The sequence below is a fragment of the Xenorhabdus sp. SGI240 genome (assembly GCF_040081915.1).
Classification (GTDB): Bacteria; Pseudomonadota; Gammaproteobacteria; order Enterobacterales; family Enterobacteriaceae; genus Xenorhabdus; species Xenorhabdus bakwenae.
This window is the reverse complement of record NZ_JBEBMB010000047.1, coordinates 131,288-157,057: the sequence shown is the minus strand read 5'-3', so window position 1 is coordinate 157,057 and position 25,770 is coordinate 131,288. Positions and strand designations below refer to the sequence as shown.

The following is a 25,770-nucleotide window of genomic DNA, read 5'->3' as shown; positions in this document are numbered from 1 at the left end:
CTCATTTCATAATCAGAGGATGCTCAAGGAAAACTCACTACGGCGACTGACAAAATATTATATTCAGCCCTCCTGTAGGTGAAACGAATCTGCATTGTCCATGATAACTTTTAGAAAGATAGACTCATTACCATAGATATCGCGGAATTTGAATTGTGGAATTTGGTTAGCCTCATCAACCCAAAAATTAACTGCTGCGTTTTCGAAATAAAGCCTACTCAAACTAACAACATCTGTGCGTGTTGTTGTGACTATCTCCTCTTGTGGGGTAGCTTCCCTTTTAGAACTGCTAGTGTAATCCGGGGCATTATTTACTAAGACCCGATAAGCAGCCCCAGCTGTTCTCTTAGCATTATATGTCCCCCAAAGAAACCAAAGATAAAGATTGCCACTCATTGTATGATGGGTAAATCTTCGGTAATTATACTTAAGGGTATCTTCATCATTTATGGTATTTCGAATTTCAACATCATGCACTGCATAGCCATGACTTTTTTTAGGTAAGAGATAATAATTATTTTGAGTCCATTCCGGATATTCAAATTTAATATGAGTGTGCTCTCCAAATATATCATATGTAGTCATGGTCAGTTTAACTTCATATGTGCCAGAGGCAACTCTTTCTTCAATTATTAGCTCCAGACTATCAGAATGATAAATGATTGGTTCATGGCCTTTAACAACAATATGTGACCCCTTATGATGATAATCATCTGATGAATATGTTTTCCCATCCAATGTAACTCTTGCTATTATTTCGATGACTTCACTTTTTTTTGTTTTCAGCCAATAAATTTTTTTCTGAGGTTTAGAGTCATCACTGATCGCGTCTCTTTCATATGAAAAATTTGTGTCTCTTGTGATGCTACGCCCTGGAAACTGGTGATGGTAAGCGTTTTCCTCAGAACTGTATTCCCACTCACCAGATAATTTCTCATTTGTTATTTTATTAACTAATTCAATACTATCTAATTGTTCAGTAGATAAGGTTACCACCTCCTCATTCGCAGTCGCAGCTTGTATATTAATAATGATACAAACTTGCATATTTCCATTAGCAAACAGATGAGCCTCCCTTTCTCCACTTGATAATTCAAGATTAAAGGTAGGTAGATTTATATTTTTTCCCAAAAAACCAGTGTGTTGTTGTGTGATCATTATAATTCCCCTTTGAAAAATAAGAATAAAAAACTCATTGTCCTTTTAAGTAACTCTGGACTTTTTCCATTATTAAATTAAAAAGCAATAGCAACACTTCATTGTTAAAATTAGGTATATTTATAATATTAAATCCAATGCTGAAATATTTCCATAACAAATTACAAAAATAATATTACATCAATTAAATTACTTAAATAGCCAAATAAAAATTCAAATAAAAATGGCAACAAATTATTATTTAATAATATATTTCCCCATAAAATTATTTAATGATAAAAATTCATTAACATATATATCCCAGAGACACAGACAGCACCCTCACCTATATAACATTATGCGATATAGCGATGTGCCTCTGGGGAAAATAATTACCGTTAAGAAAGTTGAGGCTCTAAATTGACAGGATATCGTATTAAATCTTTATCTGTGGCGAAAGCGATAGTATTGGCGATCTCAGCAGATGTTTTTAATGCCCTGATTTGCATAAATAATTCATCCGCTTCATGGTACTCTTTGCGCAAATACCCTAACCATTGCTTGATACGGGCAACGTGATAAAGCCCCGTATCACCCTGTTTTTCCAGATAAGTATATTTTTGCAGTAGCTTGAGTACGCCACTCCACGGCATCTTTGGTTCGTTATATTTAATGACACGACTCAAGTTTGGCACATGCAGGGCACCACGACCTGTCATCACGGCATCACATCCTGTCGTCTTGATACACACCTGAGCACTTTGCCAATCCCAAATTTCCCCATTAGCAATGACAGGAATAGCAAGGCGACGCCGAATCTCGCCTATCGCCTTCCAGTTGATACGTTCTGCTTTATAGCCATCTTCCTTCGTTCGTCCATGCACAACCAGTTCGGTTGCACCCGCTTGTTGGACGGCATCCGCAATCTCAAACTGACGTGACGCAGAATCCCATCCCAACCGTGCTTTTACCGTTACCGGCAAATGTGCAGGCACGGCTTCACGCATGGCTTTAGCTCCCTGATAAATCAGTTCAGGATCTTTCAATAAGCTAGCACCGCCACCACTACCATTTACCGCCTTCGACGGGCAGCCACAGTTTAAATCGATACCCCATGATCCTAACTCAACCGCCCTGAATGCGTTTTCTGCCAACCATTCTGGATATTGCCCAAGAAGCTGGATCCTGACTGGTGTGCCCGATGGTGTCCGGCTCTGATGATGCAGTTCAGGGCACAACCGGTAAAAAGACTTTACCGGTAGTAAGCTGTCAACCACACGCAGGAATTCAGTTATGCACAGGTCATAATCATTGACTTCACTCAACAATTCTCTAACCAAAGGATCCAGAACACCTTCCATCGGAGCCAGCAAAACGCGCATGGATTATTTCCCCGAAGTTACGGCACGTGGTGTTTTGGTTGTGATTCGCTGACGACGCTGACCGCGAGGTTGTTCACTACGTGAATGGCCATCACGAGAGCCACTGCCCCAAGGACTATTTCCATGAGAGCCGTTACCATGACTACTTCCATGAGAATTGCTACGAGAATCATTACCACGAGAACTGCTACTACGTGAACTGTTGTTACCACGTGAACTGTTACCATGAGAACTGTTACCACGATCATTGCGCCCATTTTGGATTGGTTCAGCCTTGATGGAAGGATCTGGCTCATAACCCGAAATAGCAATACGTGGAATCTCTCGCTTCAACAGGCGCTCAATATCTTTCAGGAGCTTGTGTTCATCAACACACACCAGCGATATTGCCTGCCCGGTAGCATCTGCACGCCCGGTACGGCCAATTCGATGGACATAATCTTCGGCAACATTTGGCAACTCATAGTTGACGACATGTGGCAATTGGTCAATATCCAATCCACGGGCAGCAATATCCGTTGCGACCAACGCGCGGATTTCCCCGGTCTTAAAATCAGACAGCGCACGGGTTCTTGCTCCCTGACTTTTGTTACCGTGGATCGCGGCAGCCGTCACACCATCTTTATTCAATTGTTCCGCCAGCCGGTTTGCACCATGTTTGGTACGCGTAAATACCAACACCTGCTGCCAGTTCTGGCTACCAATCATGTAAGCGAGCAATTCACCCTTGCGCTTTTTGTCTACGAAATGGATGGATTGTTCAATCTGTTCAGAGGCCGAATTACGCCGTGCAACCTCTACACTTACCGGCTCTTTCAGCAACTTATTGGCAAGGCTCTTAATTTCATCAGAGAATGTTGCAGAAAAGAGCAGGTTCTGGCGTTTTGCTGGCAGTTTATTCAATACACGACGAATATCGTGAATGAAGCCCATGTCCAACATGCGATCAGCTTCATCTAAAACCAGCATTTCAACGTGGGAAAGATCCACTGCATTTTGATGCTCCAAATCCAGCAAACGCCCAGGTGTTGCGACCAGAATATCCACACCACCGCGTAGTTTCATCATTTGCGGATTAATGCTGACACCACCAAACACAACAAATGAACGTAATTTAAGATATTTACTGTAATTACGTACATTCTCCCCCACCTGAGCCGCCAACTCTCGGGTAGGCGTTAAAATCAGCGCTCTGACCGGACGGCGACCTTTCGCAGGCATCGGGGCTTCACTTAAGAGTTGCAGGATAGGCAAAGTAAATCCTGCGGTTTTTCCCGTTCCTGTCTGGGCGCTGGCCAGAAGATCTTTGCCGGATAACACAACAGGGATAGCCTGTTGCTGAATAGGGGTAGGTTCCACGTAGCCTTGTTCTTCAACGGCACGCAAAATGTCAGCCTTCAAGCCGAGTGACTCAAAATTCATAAATAAGAAATACTCCAGACTTCACCATACCTGATATCAATTCAGGGGCAGTTTTATGGGAAGAAAATAGACGCGATAAAACGCAAGGAAATGACACAAACTGCAATGCACCACAATAATTAGGACGGGATTATAACAGATATGTCTTTCCACGCAGACCTAAAGAGACCAATAAATCAAACTAAAATTGGCTGAACCCCGTTAACCAAGGAAAGTTAGCAAAAACTGGAAGATTATTTTTTATCGGTGTCTATTAAAAAGACAATTTGTATCAACTTTACATCGATTTACTTTGGCTTTAAAGTTAATCATACGATTGATATATTCTTTGGTACTCCCGAAAACTCTTTGTCACAGGAAATATTTTGACATGGCAGCAAAGAAGGTCCAGACATTACGTGGCGAACACGCTAAACAACAACTTCTGGCAGCAGCAATAGAAATTTTTGGCAAATCAGGTCTGGATGGTGCGACTACCCGCAACATTGCCCAACACGCACAGCAAAATATCGCAGCTATCGCATACTATTTCGGTTCCAAAGAGGGGTTATACCTCGCCGTCGTGCAACATATTGCCGATAAGCTAAAATCAGAGTTTGCCCCTCTTATTGAAGCCATTGATCATTTTTTTGCTAAGACAACGAAACCCTATCAAAAAGACCAAATATTGGCATTTATTCATCAGGGAATGGTGAGCTATAACCGCCTGATTTTCGAGAAAAGCAGTATCAATATCAGCCGGATCATGTCCCATGAACAATTGACGCCAACAGAAGCTTACAGTGTCATGCATGAACAGGGATTGGCCCCAATTTATTCTCGCTTGAATAAACTGATCGCCAATTATATCGGTGCCGATGAACGCCAGATTTCAACCCAGATCCATACCCATGCCTTATTGGGTGAGATCCTCTCTTTCCGTCTGGCCAGGGAAGCCTTATTGCGCCAAACCGGATGGGACAATATTGGCACCAAAGAATACGAATTAATCAATCAGGTCTTATCTCAGCACATCAATTTATTGCTTGATGGGTTAAGAAAAAATCAAGAATACATACCCCATAGTTCTTAAGCAATGGCGTAACACACGAAGCCACCACTTGAAAGATAGCGGGTATAAATTGAACAAGGCATAAGGGATGGTATGAACAGTAAAAAGTTTGCTCTTGCCCTATTGGCACTTATTGTTGTTATCAGTGCTATTGTCGGTATCTACTATTATCAGGAACAAAATAGCAGGGAGTTAACCCTATATGGCAATGTTGATGTCAGGACGGTTAACCTCAGTTTTCGGGTTGCAGGTAAATTGGCTGATCTACAGGCGGATGAAGGTGATGCCATAACCGTGGGCCAAATGATTGGTCGCCTTGATGATGCCCCCTTTATTAATGCCTTGAATCAAGCCAAAGCGGCTCGTGATGTCGCTTTGGCAAATCTTGCCAAAGCTGAAGCGGGTTATCGCAACGAAGAAATCGCCCAGGTACGGGCAGAAGTTAAGCAAAAAGAGTCCGCATTCCATTTTGCCGATAGTTTCCTAAAACGCCAGCAAGGCTTGTGGCAAAGCAAAACCATCTCAGCCAATGATCTGGAAAATGCCAGAACCGGACGCAATCAGGCACTGGCGGCTTATCAGGCAGCAAAAGATAAATTACGTCAATTCGAAACAGGTTATCGCACAGAAGAAATTGCTGCGGCAAAAGCCCAACTGACTCAGGCAGAAGCGACTGTAGCACAAGCTGAACTCAATCTAAAAGATACTCAACTCACTTCTCCATCGGCAGGGATAATCCTGACCAGAGCCATTGAACCAGGCACCATGCTGGCAGCGGGCAACACGGTTTTTACCCTGTCATTGACTAATCCCGTTTGGATCAGGGCATATATTGATGAACCCAACCTCAATCAGGCTATCGCCGGGCGCGAAGTCCTGATTTATACCGATGGCCGGAAAAACCAGCCCTATCATGGCAAAATCGGTTTTGTTTCCCCAACCGCCGAGTTTACCCCCAAAAATGTCGAAACACCTGATTTAAGAACGGACTTAGTTTATCGCCTGCGCGTTATTGTCCTTGATCCCGATGAGGGGTTGAAACAAGGCATGCCTGTTACCTTACGTTTTGTCGATTCAAATTTAACTGAAACAAATAAGTAAGGCGATAACATGACCAGTTCAGCCTATACGATAAAACTGAACGGTGTGGAGAAAACTTTTCCCGGCCTGGGCGTTCCTGCTGTCTCGTACCTACAAGTAGAAATTCAGGGCGGATCAGTGACGGGTCTTGTCGGTCCAGATGGGGCTGGAAAAACCACGCTGATAAGAATGTTGGCCGGATTATTGCAGCCTGATAGCGGCAATATTGAAATCATGGGGCTTGATCCCATCAAGGACAGTGTTCAAGTCCGTTCTGAACTCGGTTACATGCCGCAGAAATTTGGCTTGTATGAAGATTTAACTGTCATGGAAAATCTCACTTTATATGCCGATCTGCGTGGTGTACTTGGCGAAGAGCGCACAACAACCTTTCAGAAATTACTCACCTTCACGGACTTAACCCGTTTTACCGGACGGTTAGCAGGGAAATTGTCCGGTGGCATGAAACAAAAACTGGGGCTGGCTTGTACCTTATTGGGCAGCCCGAAGGTTTTGCTACTGGATGAGCCTGGTGTGGGCGTTGATCCCATCGCTCGCCGTGAGTTATGGCAAATGGTTCATGAACTCGCTTCCGACGGTATGTTGATCTTATGGAGCACCTCTTATCTGGATGAAGCCGAGTTATGTCGTGATGTTTTGCTGATGAACCGAGGTGAGCTGCTCTATCGTGGCCAGCCACAAGACTTAACCCGCAAGATTGCGGGTCGATCTTTTTTGCTTGATGTCAAACAAGATGCACGGCGTAAAATGTTGCAGCATGCCCTCACCTTGCCGCAAGTGACTGATGGAGTGATTCAGGGAAAATATGTTCGCTTGATCTTAAAAGAAGAAGCGGATAAAAATGCTTTACTCCAACAAATAGGGGGACATGAAGCCCATCTCTTCGAAGCCGAACCCCGTTTTGAAGATGCATTTATCGATTTATTGGGTGGTGGCCCGTCCCATCGTTCCGAATTAGCGGAAATAATGCCGCAAATTCCGCCAGACCCAACCGAAACCGTGATAGAGGCCCGTAGCCTGACTAAAAAATTTGGCGATTTTGCGGCGACTGACCAGGTCGATTTTCAGGTGAAACGCGGGGAAATATTTGGTTTATTGGGACCCAATGGTGCCGGAAAATCGACTACCTTCAAAATGATGTGTGGTTTGATGATCCCCTCTTCAGGCAAAGCATTAGTTCTGGATATGGATTTAAAAACCGGCTCAGGCAAGGCTCGTGAGCGCCTTGGCTATATGGCGCAAAAATTCTCACTTTATGGCAACCTGACGGTTGAGCAAAATCTCAAGTTTTTTTCTGGTGTTTACGGTCTGAAAGGGCGCCATCAACAAGAAAAGATGTCCGGCATGATCCATGCTTTCAATCTTAAGCCAATCCTGCATCAAAAGACGGATAGCCTGCCGCTCGGATTTAAGCAACGGCTTGCCCTTTCCTGCGCATTGATGCACGAACCTGATATTCTGTTTTTGGATGAACCGACTTCAGGTGTTGACCCACTGACCCGCCGCGAATTTTGGCTACATATCAACGGAATGGTAGACAAAGGGGTAACCGTGATGGTGACCACTCACTTTATGGAAGAAGCAGAATATTGTGATCGTATCGGGCTGGTATTTCGAGGCAAATTGATCGCAGTCGGAACGCCCGATGAACTGAAACAACGGGTTGCCACGGATACGCTCCCTAACCCTTCTATGGAGGATGCTTTTATCGATCTCGTATTGAACTACGATAAGGAGCCGCAATGAGTCATCCTGAACATACCACACCCCGCAAGGCGGTCAGTTTCTCATGGCGCCGATTGAAAGCGCTATGTATCAAGGAGACTAAGCAGATTGTCCGTGATCCCAGCAGTGCGTTGATTGCCGTAGTTATCCCTCTGATGTTACTCTTTATTTTTGGTTACGGCATTAACCTGGATTCCAGCAAACTTCGCCTCGGTATTCTCATGGAGCAACAGAGTGAAGACGCCAGAGAATTAGTGCATGTATTTACGGGATCGCCCTATATTGATGCCACCATCAGCGACAACCGCCCACTCTTAATCAAAAAAATGCAGGAAAACCAAATCCGCGGCATTATCGTCATCCCGGTCAACTTTGATACCCAGCTTGCCCGCACTGGCAGCCACGCTCCGATTCAGGTGATTACTGATGGCAGTGAACCCAATACCGCTAATTTTGTGCAGGGCTATACCAAAGGCATCTGGCAAACCTGGTTACAACAACGAGGACAAAATCGTGGGGTTTCAACGACCCCCTTGATAGATACACAAATCCGCTATTGGTTTAATCCCGCCGCCATTAGCCGGCATTTCCTTATTCCCGGGGCTGTTTCAATTATTATGACCGTTGTAGGCGCAATTCTTACCTCGCTCGTAGTTGCCCGTGAATGGGAGCGCGGAACCATGGAAGCCCTGCTTTCAACTCAGGTTACCCGCACCGAATTGCTGCTCGCCAAATTGTTGCCTTATCAAATGCTGGGTTCTTTTGTCATGGTACTCTGCATGCTATTTACGGTGTTTGTTCTGGGGGTTCCCTATCGCGGCTCACTCTGGATACTGGCATTAGTCTCCAGCCTGTATCTCGCTACCGCTTTGGGTATGGGATTACTGATTTCCACCCTGACACGTAATCAGTTCAATGCGGCGATGATTTCTCTCAATGTGGCTTTTTTACCTGCCATTATGTTGTCTGGTTTCGTTTTCGAGATAGACAGTATGCCTGCGCTTATTCAGGCTTCGACTTATGTCATACCGGCACGTTACTTCGTCAGCAGCCTGCAAACGCTCTTTCTGGCTGGGAACATTGGCACTGTGTTGATGACAAACCTGCTCCTGTTGATTGCCAGTTCCATCGTCTTTATCGGCCTGACCGCGTGGAAAACGCGCCGGCATCTGGATTAAAAAGGAAAGAGCATGTTTTATCGTCTGTATACACTCATCATGAAAGAGTTGCAGTCTCTTCTGAGAGAGCCACAAACACGGAACATTTTGATTTTGACCGTGATTATACAAATGATCCTGTTTCCGTGGGCAGCAACGCTGGAAGTCAAAAATGCCACGATTGCCATTTATAATGAGGATAAAGGACAGGCATCGATTGAATTAACCCAACGGCTGGCAAAATCGAAAGCATTTCCTGATGTTCTTTTGCTAACCAGCTCGCAACAGATCCGCCCGACGCTGGATAACCGCAAGGCACTATTGCTGGTGCGCTTTCCACAACATTTCAGTGCTGATCTCGCCAATCATAAACCGACATCAATTCAGGTTTTGTTGGATGGGCGTAATTCAAACAGCGCTCAAATTGCAGCCAACTATATCCAACAAATTGTGATGAATTACCAGAAACAACTGTTGGGAAATACCGCTAATTTTAATAACAGCGAGCTTATTGTGCGTAACTGGTATAACGCCAATTTGGATTATAAGTGGTTCGTCGTGCCATCGCTGGTTGCCATGATTACCACGATTGGTGTTCTCATTGTCACCGCGTTGTCAGTCGCCCGTGAGCGGGAACAAGGCACGCTGGATCAGTTGCTGGTTTCCCCACTGGCAACCTGGCAAATTTTCCTTGGCAAAGCAATTCCGGCATTGGTTGTGGCGACGATGCAAGCAAGCATTGTTTTGCTGATTGGCACGCTGTTCTATCAAATTCCTTTCGCGGGTTCATTGCTGCTATTTTATGGCTGTATGCTGATTTATGGGTTGTCCCTGGTGGGTTTCGGTTTGCTGATTTCGGCTGTCTGTTCCACCCAGCAACAAGCGTTTATTGGTGTCTTTGTATTTATGATGCCCGCTATTTTGCTTTCCGGTTATATTTCTCCGGTCGAGAATATGCCCGTTTGGTTACAAAACATCACCTGGATTAACCCAATCCGCCATTTTACTGATATCACCAAGCAAATTTATTTGAAAGGGGCTGATTTATTCGTTATCTGGCCTAATTTATGGCCTTTATTGGTGATTACTGTAACAACTGGGGGGATCGCTTATCGGCTGTTTCGCAGTAAGATTGCCTGATAAATTTAAAGCTGTGAAAAAACACCTGATTGAATTGTCTGTCATTAAGCGTGGGATAATTTTCTCTTCTGCTTTTTAATGAAAATTAAAATAGTGTTTATTATATCCCTGCCAGTTATTACTTTACTTTTTTTTCTAATGAGTGTTAATTGTTTTTATAAAATCATAAGGAAACTGGCTTCTATACTCGATAAACTTCAAGTTGCAATCCGCAATACGACGCAAGGCCTTATATTTCCCCGCGGCGCGGGGACATATAACACGCATCTTGAAGTTGGGTTGGTATATATTTTAGATAGTTCAAATTGTAATAATACCTGAGAATAAAATATGACGAAACGTAATTATTTGTCGAGTCAAACACTGACCGATAATGTTGAAGTAATTGGTTGTATTCCTCGTGATAATGGACGTTATTCCACTTGGTTGAAGTCTACAATATTTCATCCTCAAGGAAGGCATGACATTTTTGCTAAGGATGCTCCTGATAGCTTTAGGGCTAAGAGTCTTAAGGCGCAATTTGCAGCTAATGCTTATCTTTCTATGCCCAGTGAAGGTGGCGCTTTACAAATCTGGAAAGATGGACTCTCTCCAGAAGAATTTGATGCGATGCGTGGTGATAGTTATGGGATTGAGCCTTCTTGGCCTAGTGAACCAGCACGCGAGATAACAACCAGTCGCAGGGGATCTTTTAATCTTTAATTCTCATTGCATGCACTCTGTGACTGCGGGTATCGATGATCTGCGTTTGTGCCTGTCTTGTTTTATAGGCCATCGTGGAACAGAAAATTCATTGTCATTCTGGAGTTGATATGCTGTCTAACTATTGGGGGGAATTTCTGGGACTGGCAGTGATTCATTTCTTGGCCGTCGTTGCTCCAGGCCCAGATTTTGCGGTAACTATACGGCAGAGTGTAAGATTCGGACGTTGGGCAGGAATATGTACGGCAGTAGGTATTGGCGCGGGGATATCAATACATGTCATCTATACACTGGTGGGAATTAGTGCGTTAATGCATGCCACTCCGTGGTTGATGGAAATGGCAAAACTCGTTGGTGCAATTTATATCATGTGGCTTGGTATCAAATTTATCAGGAGTAAGCCTGCTAATTTGGATACCTTAGAGAGTGAAGAAAGTATTTTGGTCCCACAGAGCAGATGGAAAGCATTTCTGATGGGGTTTATGACAAATGCCCTTAATCCTAAAGCGACATTGTTCTTTTTGGCAGTTTTCACAACCGTGGTAAGCAGTAATACACCCACTCTGATACAAGTCTTCTATGGTGTTTGGATGTGTGTCGTCAATGCCGTATGGTTTATATTGGTTAGTATCATTTTCTCAAATGTATTGATTCGTAATAAATTCATACAGAAAGGCTATTGGTTTGAACGAGTCATGGGAATCGTGCTGATTGGGTTCGCTATCCGGTTGTTATTTATGTCTGTATGATTTTCCCAAGACCGATCACTACAAATTCATTTTCATTGTTTGATTTGATGTGAAATGATCATAAAAAAACCCTGCGTTGTCAGGGTTTTTTTATCAGAAAATCATTTAATCGATCAGTGATTAGCGGCGATCACCCAAAATACGCAACAGCATTAAGAACAGGTTAATGAAGTCCAGATACAGAGTCAGTGCGCCCGTGATCGAATATCTGCGCAGGTTTTCTTTATCGTTAACATCCAGATGTTCACCCATTTCTTTCAGTTTTTGAGTATCGTATGCCGTCAAACCAGCAAAAATCACAACACCGATATAGGTGATTACCCACATCAATGCCGAGTTTTTCAGCCAGATGTTTAACAAAGAAGCCAGAACGATACCGATTAGCCCCATAAACAGGAAGCTACCCAGACCACTCAGACTACGTTTGGTGGTATAACCATAAACGCTCAATGCACCGAACATACCCGCTGAAACGACAAATGTGCTGGCAATAGAGCCAGTGGTGTAAGCCAAAAAGATACTGGAAAGTGTCAAGCCCGTTAGCATGGAGTACAGCATAAACAGCCCTGTCGCCAATGCGCCACTCATTTTATGCACCAAACCAGACAGCACAAAGACTAATGCAAGCTGTGCGATGATTAAGCCATAAAAAACAATGGAGCTACTGAAAATGGCGAATAAAATTTCAGGGGTATTTGCCACATACCATGCAACAAATGCGGTTAACAGCAAGCCACAAGTCATCCAACCGTAGACTTGTGCCATATATGTTTGTATACCAGAACCAGTTTTCTGGACAATCGAATCATTAGAACGTTGATATCGATCCATGATGATTACCTTTTCATGACAGTGTTGAGAGATTAAGAATGTTTAAAAATAAACAATCTATTCAAAAGTTATACATTAGCATAGAACATTAATAAAACCATCCGCCAATTAATGGCAATTTCAGTGACATATTATTTAGTTGTCTAGTTTTCGAGATAGTCTGCAGAACGATCTACCAAACGCTGTTTTTCCAGCGACTTACCGCATCCTGGTCACTTTGTCTTGCCTCTACCCAGCGTTCGCCCTCTACAAGCGATTCCTTTTTCCAGAATGGGGCTTTAGTCTTTAGATAATCCATAATGAATTCAGCCGCCATAAAAGCCATATTGCGGTGAGAGCTGGTGACACCAACAAATACAATCTCATCCCTTGGGGATAATTCACCAATGCGATGAATAATGCTGACGCGTTGCAAAGGCCAACGTTGGCGGGCTTCGTCAACAATTTTTTGCAACATCTTTTCTGTCATGCCAGCATAATGCTCTAATGTCAGCGCCTTAACACTATCCCCCAAATTATGGTTGCGAACTTTTCCGGTAAAAGTCACCACTGCGCCATCTTCATCACATTGCGAAAGCCATTGATATTCTTCCCCAACACTGAATGTCTCTTGTTGGACACTGATCCGCGTATTTTCCATTTTACCCCCCGGTAACCGGCGGGAAAAAAGCCACTTCATCACCATCCTTCAAAACATGTTCAGCATGGACAAAAGATTGATTGACGGCAGACAACACCTTGCCTGCTTCCAGTGCCAGTGCCCATCGTTCTCCCTTTTCAGTCAGTGCATGACGAAGATGTGTTACAGTTGGATAATCATTAGGCAGTTCAAGTGAATCCGTTCCCACCAGCTCGCGGACTTGAGCAAAAAACAGTACCTTTATCATGCCTCCACCTTAAAATTTCCTGATTTTCCACCCCTTTTTTCTAACAAACGCACAGGCCCGATGGCCATATCTTTTTGTACCGCTTTGCACATGTCATAAATGGTCAAAGCAGCCACGGATACCGCTGTCAAAGCCTCCATTTCTACACCTGTTTTCCCCGTCAAACGGCAGCAGGATTCAATTCTGACCCGGTTGTGCTCTGTTTGTGCTTCCAGTTGAACTTCCACTTTACTCAGCAGCAGCGGATGGCAAAGCGGGATCAATTCCCACGTCCGTTTTGCCGCCTGAATACCGGCAATACGGGCGGTCGCAAACACATCCCCTTTGTGGTGATCACCCGCAATAATCATGGCCAGGGTTTCAGCCTGCATTTCAACAAAGGCTTCTGCCCGTGCTTCACGCACTGTTTCTGATTTGGCAGAAATATCCACCATATAAGCTTCACCCGACGTATTGAGATGGGTTAATTGAGACATTTAATGCTCCTGAAAAACGGCTTTCGAAAAATAAATCTGGCAGCCAAACTAACCGCCAATAAAAGAAAGATTCGGGGTGATCCCGCTGTCCCCTTGATGTAAAAAGTGAGTTTCACGCTTATGACGTAATCCCCCTTGAATACGGAGTTTCAGAGCATCCAGTGATGCGTCATCAGACAATAAATCACGTAATGGAATGCCCTGTTCACCAAACAAGCACAAGTGAAGATTGCCAATTGCAGATACTCTCAGGCGATTGCAGCTTTGGCAAAAATCTTTTTCATACGGCATGATGAGTCCAATTTCTCCCTGATAATCGGGATGACGAAAAACCTGAGCCGGCCCATCACTACGCGTACGTTGCTGTTGCTGCCACCCTTGTTGTAACAGTTGGCGGCGGATCACGTCTCCTGAAAGATGATGACGATGAAAAATATCCCTGCCTTCTCCCGTTTCCATCAGTTCAATAAAACGCAACTGGATAGGACGATGTTTAATCCAATCAAGAAAGGCAGGCAGGTTGCTATCATTCACATTCTTCATCAGCACGACATTAACTTTCACCGTATTGAACCCTGCTTCAAAAGCCGCATCCATGCCACGCAAAATCTGGAAAAACTTATCTTGCCCGGTAATGGCGTAAAATTGGCGGGGATCTAAACTATCAATACTCACGTTAATCGCTGTCAGGCCAGCCGATTTCCATTGTGAGATATCCCTCTCCATACGGTAACCGTTAGTTGTGACTGCAATTTTTTTGATTTGTGGATTTTCATGAACCGCTGCAATAATGTCGCAGAAATCACGGCGCATGGTGGGTTCTCCCCCTGTCAGGCGGATTTTTTCTGTGCCGAGTTCAGCAAATGCCCGGCTAATGCGACGAATTTCTGGCAGGGAAAGGAATGATTTAGGGCCGTGAGGCCGATATCCATCAGGCAAACAATAGGTGCAACGGAAGTTACACACATCAGTAATAGACAATCTCAAATAATAGAACTTGCGCGAGAATGCATCTACAAGTTGTTCCACAATAACACCTTCCAGGTATGGGAGATGCCGGCATTTCTACCTGACATCCTGGTGACTCAGGAGTCACGGCCAGAGCATCATATCAATGTGATATCCATTTGATAGAACAGCGACTTAGACACAGAGGCCAGGAGTTAATATCAATTAAATTTTATATGAACCTAAAATAAAAAGCTAATTTCTGATTCGACATATATCTTATTATACAACGAGTTAACTAACCGCGATAACATCAGCTCCCTACGGTATTTCCAGCCTGTCATTCGCAATGATTGCATAAAATCACCTCAATGTCTGAAAGCATTATATTTTGTGATAAATTACATGCGATTTATTAAAGCCCCTACGTTTAGCCAGTAACAGGAATCCTATGCGAAATCGCACATTAGCTGATTTGGATCGCGTTGTCGCCCTCGGCGGCGGTCATGGACTTGGACGCGTTATGTCTTCCCTTTCTTCCCTCGGAGCACGCCTGACAGGCATTGTCACGACAACGGACAATGGGGGGTCAACCGGCAGAATACGACGTTCGGAAGGCGGGATTGCGTGGGGAGATATGCGCAATTGCCTCAATCAGTTAATCACGGAACCGACTATTGCTTCTGCCATGTTTGAATATCGGTTCAGTGGCAATGGCGAATTATCTGGGCACAATTTAGGCAACCTGATGTTGAAAGCGCTGGATCATTTAAGTGTCCGTCCTCTTGAGGCGATTAACCTGCTCCGCAATCTACTGAAAGTCAATGCACAGTTGATTCCGATGTCAGAGCAGTCGGTTGATTTAATGGCTGTCGATGATCAAGGCAATACTGTGTATGGTGAAGTGAATATCGATCAGCTCAATTGTGTACCACGAGAGTTATTGCTTTACCCTCACGTTAATGCCACTAAAGAAGCACTGGATGCCATTGAGCAGGCCGATTTGATTCTGATTGGCCCGGGCAGTTTTTTCACCAGCCTGATGCCATTGTTGCTATTGGAAGATTTGACACAATCCTTGCGGCGCAGTAATGCAAACCTGATTTATATCGGTAACTTAGGAAAAGAACTCAGCCATGCTGCTGCCAGTCTATCGTTAAAAGATAAACTGGCCATCATGGAAAATAAGATAGGCCGCAAAATGATCAGTGCGCTTATTGTCGGCCCGCGTACCGATATCAGCCCTTTCAGTGCCCGCATTGTGACACAACAGGTTTTGGAAGCACAGGATATCCCTTACCGCCACGACCGTGAACTATTGCGTCAGGCAATTGAGCATACCCTGCAAAAATTGGGGTAGTTATTTCTGGTTAAGTTTAAGTATCTATAAAATGGAGAGTGCGACATTCACTCTCCATCTAAAATTAATTCCGTATATCACCAGCCCATAGCGATTCCTTGCAAAAACAATTTTCAGGAATTGGTAATAAATTGCGCCCGCAATGCCTGAACCTGGTCACGAATATTGGCGGCTTGTTCAAATTCGAGATCCCGTGCATGTTGGTACATTTTCTCTTCCAGTTCACCGATTTTTCTTTCCAGTTCTTTCGCTGACAGGTTGCGGTAATCCTCTGAACCCAAGGTAACTTTACTTTTTCCTTTGGCCTTCCCTTTGCCATTAACCGGTTGACCAATTTTCAGGATGTCACCAATTTTTTTCTTTAAACCTTGCGGTACAATGCCATGTTCCTGGTTAAATGCCTGCTGTTTGGCCCGACGGCGTTCTGTTTCTCCAATCGCTCTTGCCATCGAATCTGTAATTTTGTCACCATATAAAATGGCCTTACCATGCAAGTTACGTGCTGCACGGCCGATGGTCTGGATCAGGGAGCGTTCTGAACGAAGGAAACCTTCTTTATCTGCATCCAAAATCGCCACCAGAGAAACTTCCGGCATATCCAGGCCTTCACGCAATAAGTTAATGCCGACCAAAACATCAAATTCACCGAGACGAAGATCACGGATAATTTCCACTCGCTCTACGGTATCAATGTCGGAATGGAGATAACGCACTCGCTCGCCATGTTCTTCCAAATACTCAGTTAAGTCCTCCGCCATCCGTTTGGTTAAAGTTGTGACCAGCACACGCTCATTTTTTACTGCACGGATACGGATTTCAGACAACAGATCATCCACTTGAGTTGCCACAGGACGGACTTCAACTTCTGGGTCAATCAGTCCCGTTGGACGCACAACTTGTTCAACAACTTCATGACCGGATTTTTCCAATTCATATTTACCGGGAGTAGCTGAAACGTAAATCGTCTGCGGTGCCAAGGCCTCGAATTCCTCAAACCGCAATGGACGATTATCCAGCGCTGACGGCAAACGGAAGCCATATTCCACCAAGGTTTCCTTGCGGGAGCGATCCCCTCGGTACATCCCGCCAATCTGTGGGATAGTCACGTGGGATTCATCCACCACCAACAACCCCTCTGCCGGCAGGTAGTCAAACAGCGTTGGAGGTGGTTCACCGGCAGAACGTCCAGACAGATAACGGGAGTAGTTTTCAATACCAGAGCAGTAGCCCAGTTCATTCATCATTTCGAGATCGAATTGGGTTCGCTGGGTGACACGCTGTTCTTCCAATAATTTGTCTGACGCCAACAGGAGCTTGCGCCGTTGTTCCAACTCAATCTTGATCTCCTCCATCGCCTGGAGGATACGTTCACGCGGTGTAACATAGTGGGTCTTGGGATAGATGGTATAACGCGGCACATGGTATTCTACCTGTCCCGTCAGCGGATCAAACAGGGAAAGGCGTTCGACTTCATCATCAAACAATTCTACACGCAAAGCGCGCTCATCCGATTCGGCGGGGAAAATATCAATGACTTCACCACGTACCCGAAATGTTCCGCGCTGAAATGCCTGATCATTGCGGGTATATTGCAGTTCCGCTAAACGACGCAAGATGCCACGCTGGTCAATTAACATGCCTTCAGTTAAATGAAGCATCATTTTCAGATAACTATCAGGATCACCTAAACCGTAAATCGCGGAGACAGAAGCTACCACTACGACATCACGGCGTTCCAGCAAGGCTTTCGTTGCCGACAGGCGCATCTGCTCGATATGTTCATTCACTGAAGCGTCTTTTTCGATAAAGGTATCAGAACTGGGTACATAGGCTTCTGGTTGGTAATAATCATAATAGGAAACAAAATACTCCACGGCATTCTCAGGGAAAAATGCTTTCATTTCGCCATAAAGCTGTGCCGCCAATGTCTTATTCGGGGCGAGGATCATAGTGGGGCGATTTAAGTTTGCGATAACGTTAGCAATCGTAAAAGTTTTACCCGATCCCGTTACCCCCAGAAGCGTCTGGTGAGCCAGCCCATCTTCCAACCCTTCCTGTAATTGTCTGATGGCCGATGGCTGATCGCCTCCCGGCTTAAAATCAGAATATAACTTGAATACCTTGCTCGTTTCTTTGCTCATTTTCCCCACGCCATCCATACATCGACAAAATTCTTTTTATCATACTGGATAAAAAACCAGCTTCAAGTAGTTGGCAAAATAATGTTATTGCCCGGATGTTATTAATCTTATGGTATTAACCTTTATTTAACATCAAGGATGACTATTTTTATCCCCAGCTAATAATCTGGCTTGTTTCTATTTTTGTATTAACAACTGAAATGATAAAGCACTGAATAGCAAAGGGATGGAAAAAGGAATTGATTTTATTTAACGCATTGATTTTAATTATAAAAAAATCCAAGTAGAGAATAACAGCAAATCTGTCGCAAGCCGCGTATTGCCTTGCACGAGGATACTTTTCTAAAACTAATACACAAGGTTATCCACAGGAATAGTGGATAACTCAGCAAAACCTATTAAGTATGGGCAGTTGCAGAGTTATCCCCACTGATAAATTTTTTCAATAGTGGAATATTTTTATGCTGCTTTGAGATTGATTCACGCTATTTGTTGATCAAAAATGGCTCAATCGTTGTTGAAGTAAAACATCTTCTACGCAAGAACAGCGATTAAAGAACCGCAGTCAGCAGCAATTCTAGCTAACCCACAGTAAACAATTAGTTAACCAAATAATCAATAGTCATATATTTTCCTATGTGATTTTTATCACATGATTCACTCAGATGAGGAATAATTCCCAGTAAAGGTGCAGGGATCGTGCGCTCCAGTGTCGCCAGATAAGCAGCCTGACGTTTGCCGGCTGGCTCAATTTCATTGGCAACCCAGCCCGCCAGTTTTAGCCCCGCATACTGAATAGCCTTTGCGGTTAATACCGCATGGTTGATACAACCCAATTTAACCCCGACGGTTAAAATTACCGGCAAATTCTCCTGAATCACCCAATCAGCAAAAGTCGTATTTTCCGATAAGGGCGTGTACCATCCTCCAGCGCCCTCAATCAAAATCCAGTCAGATTTTTTTGCCAGTGCTGCCAGGCCCTTTGATAAAACAGAAAAATCGATTGGCTGATTAAGTTCCGCACTGACAATATGCGGCGATGTCGGTTCTACAAATACCAGCGGATTCACTTCCTGATAAGTGAGTGGCACCGTACTATTACGCTGCAAGGCCCGTGCATCACCATTACGTATTCCTTCAGTCGTCACTTCACTGCCAGATGCCACAGGTTTATAACCGGCAGTTAAATATCCCTTTTTATTAGCCGCTTGCAACAAAGCACAACTCACCACCGTTTTACCTACTGCGGTATCGGTTCCTGTCAGAAAATATTTATTTGTCACAATAAATGACTCCAAAAGCAATCTGATAGCTTAATGGGTACTCCCCATTGTGCCGTGGATAGGCTTCTGCAAGGGTATTTAGACGTTTTCTCGTCATTAATCCCTGCCGGCGGCCGTGATGAAGATGTGTTGCACCGATCCCTTTTAGCGAATTCAGTAAGGGCAACAATTGTGGATAGCGTTGGTCATATTGCCGGTGAATCATTTTATGTCGATAGAGCTGGCAGGCCCGGGTCATTGTTTGCAGTGGCAGAAAGTGATTAATATGCCGATAATCATCCACCCGCGCCCACGCGGTTGCCAACTCATTCAGCGAACCCTGTGCCAGCGTGGAAAAGACGATAAGACCACCAGGACGGGTAACACGATAGAATTCGCGCAATGCACAGGGCAAATCATTACACCATTGTACCGCCAGATTACTGAAACAGAGGTCAACACTGTTATCCGCTAATCCCAAATGTTCAATATCCCCTTGCAAATAATAATCAGCAACTTGCTGCCCTTTTGCATGTCCCAACATACCGGAAGCCAGATCCAGTGCGATAACTTGTTTACCCAGCTGTTTCCAGCGAGCACTAAAGAAACCGGTTCCGCACCCCGCATCCAATATCCGCATACCGATATCTTCCGCTTGTGCCAACTCCATCAAATACTCACCGGTTTGCTGTTGCAATTTAGCCACCGTGTCATATTTGGCAGCCGCACGGCCAAAAGCGCCGGCAATCGCTTGCTTGTCAACAGATTTAACAACCAGATCCATGCAGTGCCTCCAGTAATACCTCAATGTCATGCCGGGTATGGCTTGCGGTCAATGTAATACGCAATCGTGCACTGTCAGAGGGAACCGTGGGGGGAAGTATCGCTTTAACCCACACTTTTTTTTGCTTAAGCCCATGAGACAGTGCGGTACAACACGCATTATCACCAACAATTAACGGCTGGATGGCCGTTTCTGAATTCATCAAGGCAAAAGGCAGATGCTGTGCTTCGCGGCGAAAGTAACGAATGTTGTCTCGCAACCGCTGACGCAATTCATCCCCAGCCTTAACTTGCCGTACTGCTTCGGAAAGTGCCACTGCCTGTGCAGGGGGCATTGAGGTACTGTAAATCAGATGCCTTGCATATTGGAGCAGGTATTCTGCGGTTTGCTCATCACATAAAATTGCGGCACCACTCAATCCGAATGCTTTACCAAAGGTGACAATCAGAATCTCCGGTTTAACTTTTTGCAGCCAGCAACTGCCGCGCCCTTCATCACCGTGAATGCCGATGCCGTGAGCATCATCCACCATCAGCCAACTTGCCGTAGATTTCGCTTGCTGCGCTATAGCGTCAAGTGGGGCACAATCGCCATCCATGCTAAAAACACCTTCCGTTATCACCAGCGTTTTACCGGGATATGCTTTTGCCAAATGTTGCTGCAAAGATCCGATATCATTGTGCAGAAAACGTCGAAGTTGTGCGGGAGAGTGCATTGCTGCTTCGAGCAACGATGCATGGCTCAGGCGATCGGCAATAATGCGATCTTCCCTTGCCATCAACGCCGCGATCACGCCTTGATTAGCGGTATAGCCGGAAATGAAAAGCAAAGCACGAGAGTATCCCAACCACTCAGCCAATTGTTGTTCCAGAGTATGATGCGCGACGGTATAACCGGTAACATGCCCTGAACTTCCACTGCCCACACCGTATTTTTGGGCACCTTGTTGCCAGGCCGCAATAATCTGCGGATGTTGGCTCAACCCGAGGTAGTCGTTACCGGAAAAATTAAGATAGTGGCCATCCGAAGTGGCTAATAACCGCCCATCAGACCCGTGATGGACTTGCCTGTTACGCCATAGCGGAGTGTCCTGACGTTCGGCCAAACGGCGGGAGAAAAAGTCTGACCAGCTCATCATATTGCCGCATTATAGAATTGTTCGTTATCCGCATTATGAATAATGGCTTCCGTCAAATTCTGCTGTTGTTGATTGTCACCAGATATCGTTTTTGTCTGTTGAGGATTGATGCCCAAACGGCGGAACAGTTGCAGATCTTTATCTTCATCCGGGTTTGGGGTCGTCAGCAATTTACAGCCGTAGAAAATGGAGTTAGCTCCTGCCATAAAACACATGGCCTGGGTTTGTTCATTCATCTGTTCACGCCCTGCGGATAAGCGGACATGAGATTTTGGCATCATGATCCGCGCCACCGCAATAGTACGAATAAAGTCAAAAGGATCGACATCTTCATTATCTGCCAGCGGCGTTCCTGTTACTTTTACCAGCATATTGATAGGAACGCTTTCCGGCGGCTTCGGTAAATTAGCCAATTGCACCAATAATGCTGCCCGATCACGAATTTGCTCGCCCAAACCAACGATACCGCCGGAACAAACTTTAATTCCCGCATTTCGGACATTACCCAAAGTCTCCAATCTGTCCTGATAACGGCGGGTGGTGATGATATTGCCGTAAAATTCTGGCGAGGTGTCTAAGTTATGGTTGTAATAATCCAGACCCGCCTCTGCCAGACGCTGTGCCTGAGAGGGGTTCAGCATGCCTAGCGTCATGCAGGTTTCCATCCCTAGCTCTTTGACTTCCCTGACCATTTTCTCCAAATACGGCATATCACGTTCATGCGGGTTTTTCCAGGCCGCCCCCATACAGAAACGGGTTGAACCGGCATTTTTCGCTTTGCGGGCTGATTCAATGACTTTTCCCACTTCCATCAACCGCTCTTTTTCCAGACCCGTTTTATAACGGGAACTTTGTGGGCAGTATTTACAGTCTTCTGGGCAAGCCCCCGTCTTTATCGAAAGCAGGGTACTGACCTGTACTTGTTGTGGATCAAAATGTTCACGGTGTATCTGTTGTGCCTGAAATAATAATTCAAAAAAAGGCTTATCAAACAGCTCTTGTGCTTGTTTAACTGTCCATTGTTGACGTTCGCTCACAATAACATCTCCGATGTAAAAAACGTTGTCAGTTTAAATAATGGCGCTATCATGTCAACCAAAATGAAACAAGAAAGGTTTACATCAAAGTGATTATGACCCCTTCCGATCTTGAATTTGATCAGCGCCATATTTGGCATCCGTATACCTCAATGACACATCCACTTCCCACTTATCCTGTCGTCTCCGCGACAGGTGTGGAGCTGGTTTTATCAGACGGTCGTACATTGATTGATGGTATGTCTTCATGGTGGGCCGCTATCCACGGTTATCACCATCCTGTTCTCAATGAGGCGGCAAAATTACAGATCGATAGGATGTCCCATGTTATGTTTGGCGGCATAACCCACCCTCCTGCGGTTGCACTGTGCAGACAATTGGTGGCGATGACACCGGATACTTTGGAGTGTGTTTTTCTGGCGGATTCAGGATCTGTCGCCGTCGAAGTGGCCTTGAAAATGGCATTGCAATACTGGCAGGCCAAAGGGAAAAAACGCCATCGTTTCCTCACCCTGCGTCAGGGTTATCATGGTGATACTTTTGGCGCCATGTCGGTTTGCGATCCAGACAACTCCATGCATAATCTGTACAAAGGCTATCTCCCCAATCATCTGTTTGCCGATGCTCCGCAATGCCAGTTTGGTGATGAATGGCAGTCGGAAGATATTGATTCTTTGAAACGATTATTACTGCAATATCATGATGAAATTGCTGCCGTGATTTTAGAACCTATTGTTCAGGGGGCTGGTGGGATGCGGATTTACCATCCTGAATACCTACGCCAGGTTCGTCAGCTTTGTGATGAATATCAGCTTTTATTAATTGCCGATGAAATTGCTACCGGATTCGGGCGAACCGGCAAGTTATTCGCCTGTGAACACGCACAGATCGAACCCGATATATTGTGCTTAGGCAAGGCATTGACGGGGGGATATATGACATTATCTGCAACCCTGACTACCCGTCATGTTGCTGAAACAATCAGCCAAAGTGAAGCAGGCTGTTTTATGCATGGCCCTACGTTTATGGGCAATCCTCTGGCTTGTGCCGTCGCCAGTGCCAGCCTGAAATTGCTTGCTGATAGCCCGTGGCAACAGCGTATTCAATCCATTGAAACTCAATTAAAAACGGAATTATTTCCCCTCAAATCACACCGATTAGTCAAAGATGTTCGGGTGTTAGGCGCGATAGGTGTGGTTGAAATGGAACAGCCCGTCAATGTCGCTTCATTGCAATGCCATTTTGTCCGACATGGGGTGTGGATCAGGCCATTTGGCCGGTTAATTTACCTGATGCCACCTTATATTATTCAACCAGAACAACTGTCAAAACTGACAAATGCAATTACGGGTGCAATAAATTAAAGAAGAATATATTCGATAAACTTCAAGTTGCAATCCGCAAAACGACGCGGGGAAATATAACACGCATCTTGAAGTAGGAATGGTATAAACGACAATCACTGACAAATATTAATTACCAAAACAGAGGCTATTGCGTCACTTAAAAAGAAATTATTTGGTATATTCATGACGTAATCACACTCATTTAAACAAAGAGGAAAATATCATGAATAGAGAAAATTTGATCACATCTTCCAATGAAGAAATGCAAGATGTATTTGAACTGTCCAGAAATAAATATGAACAAGAAATTTTACATTACGAAACTCTGGCAAAAGAAAAGCCTGAATTAGCCCATTTGTTTTCAGAAAATGTCAAACCAGATTCATTAACCAGTCCTGCCCTGCAACAAACAGAATTTGTCAGTGGGTATTTTAACATTAACACATATTATCAATATGGTAGCTATCCTTTTATCCAGCTATCATCTAACTCTGCCATCATTGGACATCAACCCAATACAGGGAAAAAAACCAATTTTAATGGCTATATTCAGGGAGGGTATAATACACCTCTGTTGAATTTTAATAATATTCATCTTGGCGGTGTCGTAAAATACCCTTATTCCATTATCAACGCCCCATTAAATATTCAACTTTATATTTACCCAAGAAATATTATATTACGTCTTTTAAAAGGAAATGTTTATTTGGGGGATTTATATTCCGTCCAACAAAATCACATATTAATCACATATCCTATTGTTTTATCTGGTGTCGGATCTTTTAATTTGATCCAACATCAATAAGTTATATACTCGATAAACTTCAAGTTGCAATCCGCCTGACAATGCGAGGCCTTATATTTCCTCGTTAAGCGGGGAAATATAACACGCATCTTGAAGTTGGATTGGTATATTCAGTTATTAACTTAGCGTCAATTTTTTAGCACAAGGAATAGCTTCCAGTCACAGAGTCATGTGACTGGAAGTTGAATAACTCACAATGCTAATACGGTAACCCACATCGGGCCTTTGCCAACCGGATAACGCGCCAGTTGCGTTAATTCCCCCGAATATTTATCAATACGTGATACGGAAATCTGATCTGATTTCTGGCCTGCTGCAATCAGGAAATGACCACTGTGATCGATGGCAAAACCACGAGGCTGAGTTTCTGTCGGATAATGTCCGGCTAATGTCAGGTGATAGCCATCTTCTGACACGCGGAAATGGCTGATCAGGCTCTCTGAACGTTCACTGGTATAAAGGTGTCGGCCATCCGGTGTAATGTGAATATCTGCCGACCAACGAACATTGGAAAAATCAGTCGGTAGCGAATCAACTGATTGCACAATACGATATTTTTCCCATTTACGCAGAACATCGACCGTTGAATCCAGCTCATTAATGCCGTAGATAGCCTGTTTTTTCGGATGGAATGCCATATGGCGTGGCCCCGCACCCGCTGCTGTTGTCACTTCATCTGTCCGGCTCTCAGTCAGATAACCCTGCCCATCCAGATTGAAAATACGGATATGATCTTCTTTCAGGCATGGAACCAGCAATTGACGGTTTTCCCGATCAATATTGGCAGAATGCGGCGCTTGCAGCCCTTCGACAATTTGGCTTGGTGCTTTAACAGTTCCATTTTCATCAATAGGGTGGACGCTTAAGTTATTGAAGCTATAGGAAGCAGAAAATAAAAAACGCCCTGCTCTGTCAGTGGATATATGGGTCGGGCTACCCGGCAATGGTGCAATGGCCTGCTGTTCAAGACATCCATCTTCCCCAATTGCATAAGTGACAATACTAAATTGCGGACGAATTCCTGCATATAAGTGTTTACCGTCAGGGTTGACAGCCATTGGCTGTACTTCACCCGGCACAGTGACGGTCTGGAGAAGTGCAAGTTCCCCTGCCACATTCAGCGACCATACGTGAATTTGTCGGCTACTTGGGCTGGCTGTATAAACCACCTGTTTCATGTTCTCTCCTT

Annotated in this window: 24 protein-coding genes and 1 riboswitch; of the genes, 10 read left to right on the top strand and 14 right to left on the bottom strand. The window is 44.5% G+C overall.

The window, feature by feature from the left end:
- Window positions 1-63: 63 nt before the first annotated feature.
- The 3 genes from ABLA76_RS12130 to rhlE form a co-directional block, all read right to left on the bottom strand.
- Window positions 64-1,158, bottom strand: coding sequence for a hypothetical protein (locus ABLA76_RS12130; protein WP_348988104.1), 1,095 nt, complete (start codon window positions 1,156-1,158; stop codon window positions 64-66).
- 377 nt (window positions 1,159-1,535) lie between these two features.
- Window positions 1,536-2,519, bottom strand: coding sequence for a tRNA dihydrouridine(16) synthase DusC (dusC, locus tag ABLA76_RS12125; RefSeq protein WP_348988103.1), 984 nt, complete (start codon window positions 2,517-2,519; stop codon window positions 1,536-1,538).
- 3 nt (window positions 2,520-2,522) lie between these two features.
- Window positions 2,523-3,941: an ATP-dependent RNA helicase RhlE gene (gene rhlE / locus ABLA76_RS12120; protein WP_348988102.1), complete on the bottom strand. Its 1,419-nt coding sequence runs from the start codon at window positions 3,939-3,941 to the stop codon at window positions 2,523-2,525.
- 370 nt (window positions 3,942-4,311) lie between these two features.
- Between rhlE and cecR the strand changes: the two genes are divergently transcribed.
- The 7 genes from cecR (at window position 4,312) to ABLA76_RS12085 (ending at window position 11,566) form a co-directional block, all read left to right on the top strand.
- On the top strand, window positions 4,312-5,013 hold the full coding sequence (gene cecR / locus ABLA76_RS12115) for a transcriptional regulator CecR (RefSeq protein ID WP_348988101.1): 702 nt from the start codon (window positions 4,312-4,314) through the stop codon (window positions 5,011-5,013).
- Window positions 5,014-5,085: 72 nt separating this feature from the next.
- Entirely contained in the window at window positions 5,086-6,093 is a 1,008-nt protein-coding gene (gene hlyD, locus ABLA76_RS12110) for a secretion protein HlyD (RefSeq protein ID WP_348988100.1), read from the top strand.
- A gap of 9 nt (window positions 6,094-6,102) precedes the next feature.
- The gene (locus tag ABLA76_RS12105) at window positions 6,103-7,839 is read left to right on the top strand and encodes an ATP-binding cassette domain-containing protein (protein ID WP_348988099.1); all 1,737 of its coding nucleotides are present in this window, start codon (window positions 6,103-6,105) and stop codon (window positions 7,837-7,839) included.
- Window positions 7,836-8,996 carry an ABC transporter permease gene (locus ABLA76_RS12100; protein ID WP_348988098.1) on the top strand — a complete coding sequence of 387 codons (1,161 nt, stop codon included), beginning with the start codon at window positions 7,836-7,838 and terminating at the stop codon, window positions 8,994-8,996. The genes ABLA76_RS12105 and ABLA76_RS12100 overlap by 4 nt, the downstream gene beginning before the upstream one ends.
- A 12-nt stretch (window positions 8,997-9,008) precedes the next feature.
- Window positions 9,009-10,115 carry an ABC transporter permease gene (locus ABLA76_RS12095; RefSeq protein ID WP_047770233.1) on the top strand — a complete coding sequence of 369 codons (1,107 nt, stop codon included), beginning with the start codon at window positions 9,009-9,011 and terminating at the stop codon, window positions 10,113-10,115.
- A 330-nt stretch (window positions 10,116-10,445) separates the two neighbouring features.
- Window positions 10,446-10,817, top strand: coding sequence for a hypothetical protein (locus ABLA76_RS12090; RefSeq protein ID WP_348988097.1), 372 nt, complete (start codon window positions 10,446-10,448; stop codon window positions 10,815-10,817).
- Window positions 10,818-10,927: 110 nt separating this feature from the next.
- Entirely contained in the window at window positions 10,928-11,566 is a 639-nt protein-coding gene (locus tag ABLA76_RS12085) for a LysE family translocator (RefSeq protein WP_348988096.1), read from the top strand.
- Window positions 11,567-11,686: 120 nt separating this feature from the next.
- Here ABLA76_RS12085 and ABLA76_RS12080 read toward each other — a convergent pair whose 3' ends face one another.
- The 5 genes from ABLA76_RS12080 to moaA all read right to left on the bottom strand — a co-directional run bounded on the left by ABLA76_RS12080 (window position 11,687) and on the right by moaA (window position 14,792).
- Window positions 11,687-12,397, bottom strand: a complete 711-nt coding sequence (locus ABLA76_RS12080; RefSeq protein ID WP_285811329.1) for a Bax inhibitor-1/YccA family protein — start codon at window positions 12,395-12,397, stop codon at window positions 11,687-11,689.
- Between the two features lie 172 nt (window positions 12,398-12,569).
- Window positions 12,570-13,037, bottom strand: coding sequence for a molybdopterin synthase catalytic subunit MoaE (gene moaE, locus ABLA76_RS12075; RefSeq protein WP_348988095.1), 468 nt, complete (start codon window positions 13,035-13,037; stop codon window positions 12,570-12,572).
- A 1-nt stretch (window position 13,038) separates the two neighbouring features.
- Entirely contained in the window at window positions 13,039-13,284 is a 246-nt protein-coding gene (gene moaD, locus ABLA76_RS12070) for a molybdopterin synthase sulfur carrier subunit (protein WP_348988094.1), read from the bottom strand.
- The gene (gene moaC, locus ABLA76_RS12065; protein WP_348988093.1) at window positions 13,281-13,760 is read right to left on the bottom strand and encodes a cyclic pyranopterin monophosphate synthase MoaC; all 480 of its coding nucleotides are present in this window, start codon (window positions 13,758-13,760) and stop codon (window positions 13,281-13,283) included. The genes moaD and moaC overlap by 4 nt, the downstream gene beginning before the upstream one ends.
- 48 nt (window positions 13,761-13,808) lie before the next feature.
- On the bottom strand, window positions 13,809-14,792 hold the full coding sequence (gene moaA, locus ABLA76_RS12060; protein WP_348988112.1) for a GTP 3',8-cyclase MoaA: 984 nt from the start codon (window positions 14,790-14,792) through the stop codon (window positions 13,809-13,811).
- Window positions 14,779-14,935, bottom strand: a riboswitch (molybdenum cofactor riboswitch). Its footprint overlaps the gene before it by 14 nt.
- Window positions 14,936-15,159: 224 nt before the next feature.
- On the opposite strand from moaA, the gene yvcK reads away from it, so the two are divergent.
- On the top strand, window positions 15,160-16,068 hold the full coding sequence (yvcK, locus tag ABLA76_RS12055; protein WP_348988092.1) for a uridine diphosphate-N-acetylglucosamine-binding protein YvcK: 909 nt from the start codon (window positions 15,160-15,162) through the stop codon (window positions 16,066-16,068).
- A gap of 113 nt (window positions 16,069-16,181) precedes the next feature.
- On the opposite strand, the gene uvrB is transcribed toward yvcK, so the two are convergent.
- The 5 genes from uvrB to bioB form a co-directional block, all read right to left on the bottom strand.
- Window positions 16,182-18,209 (bottom strand): excinuclease ABC subunit UvrB, encoded by a 2,028-nt coding sequence (gene uvrB / locus ABLA76_RS12050; protein WP_348988091.1) that lies wholly within the window; start codon window positions 18,207-18,209, stop codon window positions 16,182-16,184.
- 599 nt (window positions 18,210-18,808) lie between these two features.
- The gene (bioD, locus tag ABLA76_RS12045; protein WP_348988090.1) at window positions 18,809-19,492 is read right to left on the bottom strand and encodes a dethiobiotin synthase; all 684 of its coding nucleotides are present in this window, start codon (window positions 19,490-19,492) and stop codon (window positions 18,809-18,811) included.
- A complete protein-coding gene (gene bioC / locus ABLA76_RS12040; protein ID WP_348988089.1) occupies window positions 19,482-20,255 on the bottom strand; it encodes a malonyl-ACP O-methyltransferase BioC in 774 nt (257 codons plus the stop codon). The genes bioD and bioC overlap by 11 nt, the downstream gene beginning before the upstream one ends.
- Window positions 20,239-21,390, bottom strand: a complete 1,152-nt coding sequence (bioF, locus tag ABLA76_RS12035) for an 8-amino-7-oxononanoate synthase (protein ID WP_348988111.1) — start codon at window positions 21,388-21,390, stop codon at window positions 20,239-20,241. The genes bioC and bioF overlap by 17 nt, the downstream gene beginning before the upstream one ends.
- Window positions 21,390-22,430: a biotin synthase BioB gene (gene bioB / locus ABLA76_RS12030; protein WP_348988088.1), complete on the bottom strand. Its 1,041-nt coding sequence runs from the start codon at window positions 22,428-22,430 to the stop codon at window positions 21,390-21,392. Before bioB ends, bioF begins: the two co-directional genes overlap by 1 nt.
- A gap of 95 nt (window positions 22,431-22,525) precedes the next feature.
- Here bioB and bioA point away from each other — a divergent pair, with 95 nt between their 5' ends.
- Both bioA and ABLA76_RS12020 read left to right on the top strand, forming a co-directional pair.
- A complete protein-coding gene (gene bioA, locus ABLA76_RS12025) occupies window positions 22,526-23,794 on the top strand; it encodes an adenosylmethionine--8-amino-7-oxononanoate transaminase (protein ID WP_348988087.1) in 1,269 nt (422 codons plus the stop codon).
- 205 nt (window positions 23,795-23,999) lie between these two features.
- Entirely contained in the window at window positions 24,000-24,581 is a 582-nt protein-coding gene (locus tag ABLA76_RS12020; protein ID WP_348988086.1) for a hypothetical protein, read from the top strand.
- A gap of 191 nt (window positions 24,582-24,772) precedes the next feature.
- Here ABLA76_RS12020 and pgl read toward each other — a convergent pair whose 3' ends face one another.
- Window positions 24,773-25,759 carry a 6-phosphogluconolactonase gene (gene pgl, locus ABLA76_RS12015; protein ID WP_348988085.1) on the bottom strand — a complete coding sequence of 329 codons (987 nt, stop codon included), beginning with the start codon at window positions 25,757-25,759 and terminating at the stop codon, window positions 24,773-24,775.
- Between the last annotated feature and the right edge of the window lie 11 nt (window positions 25,760-25,770).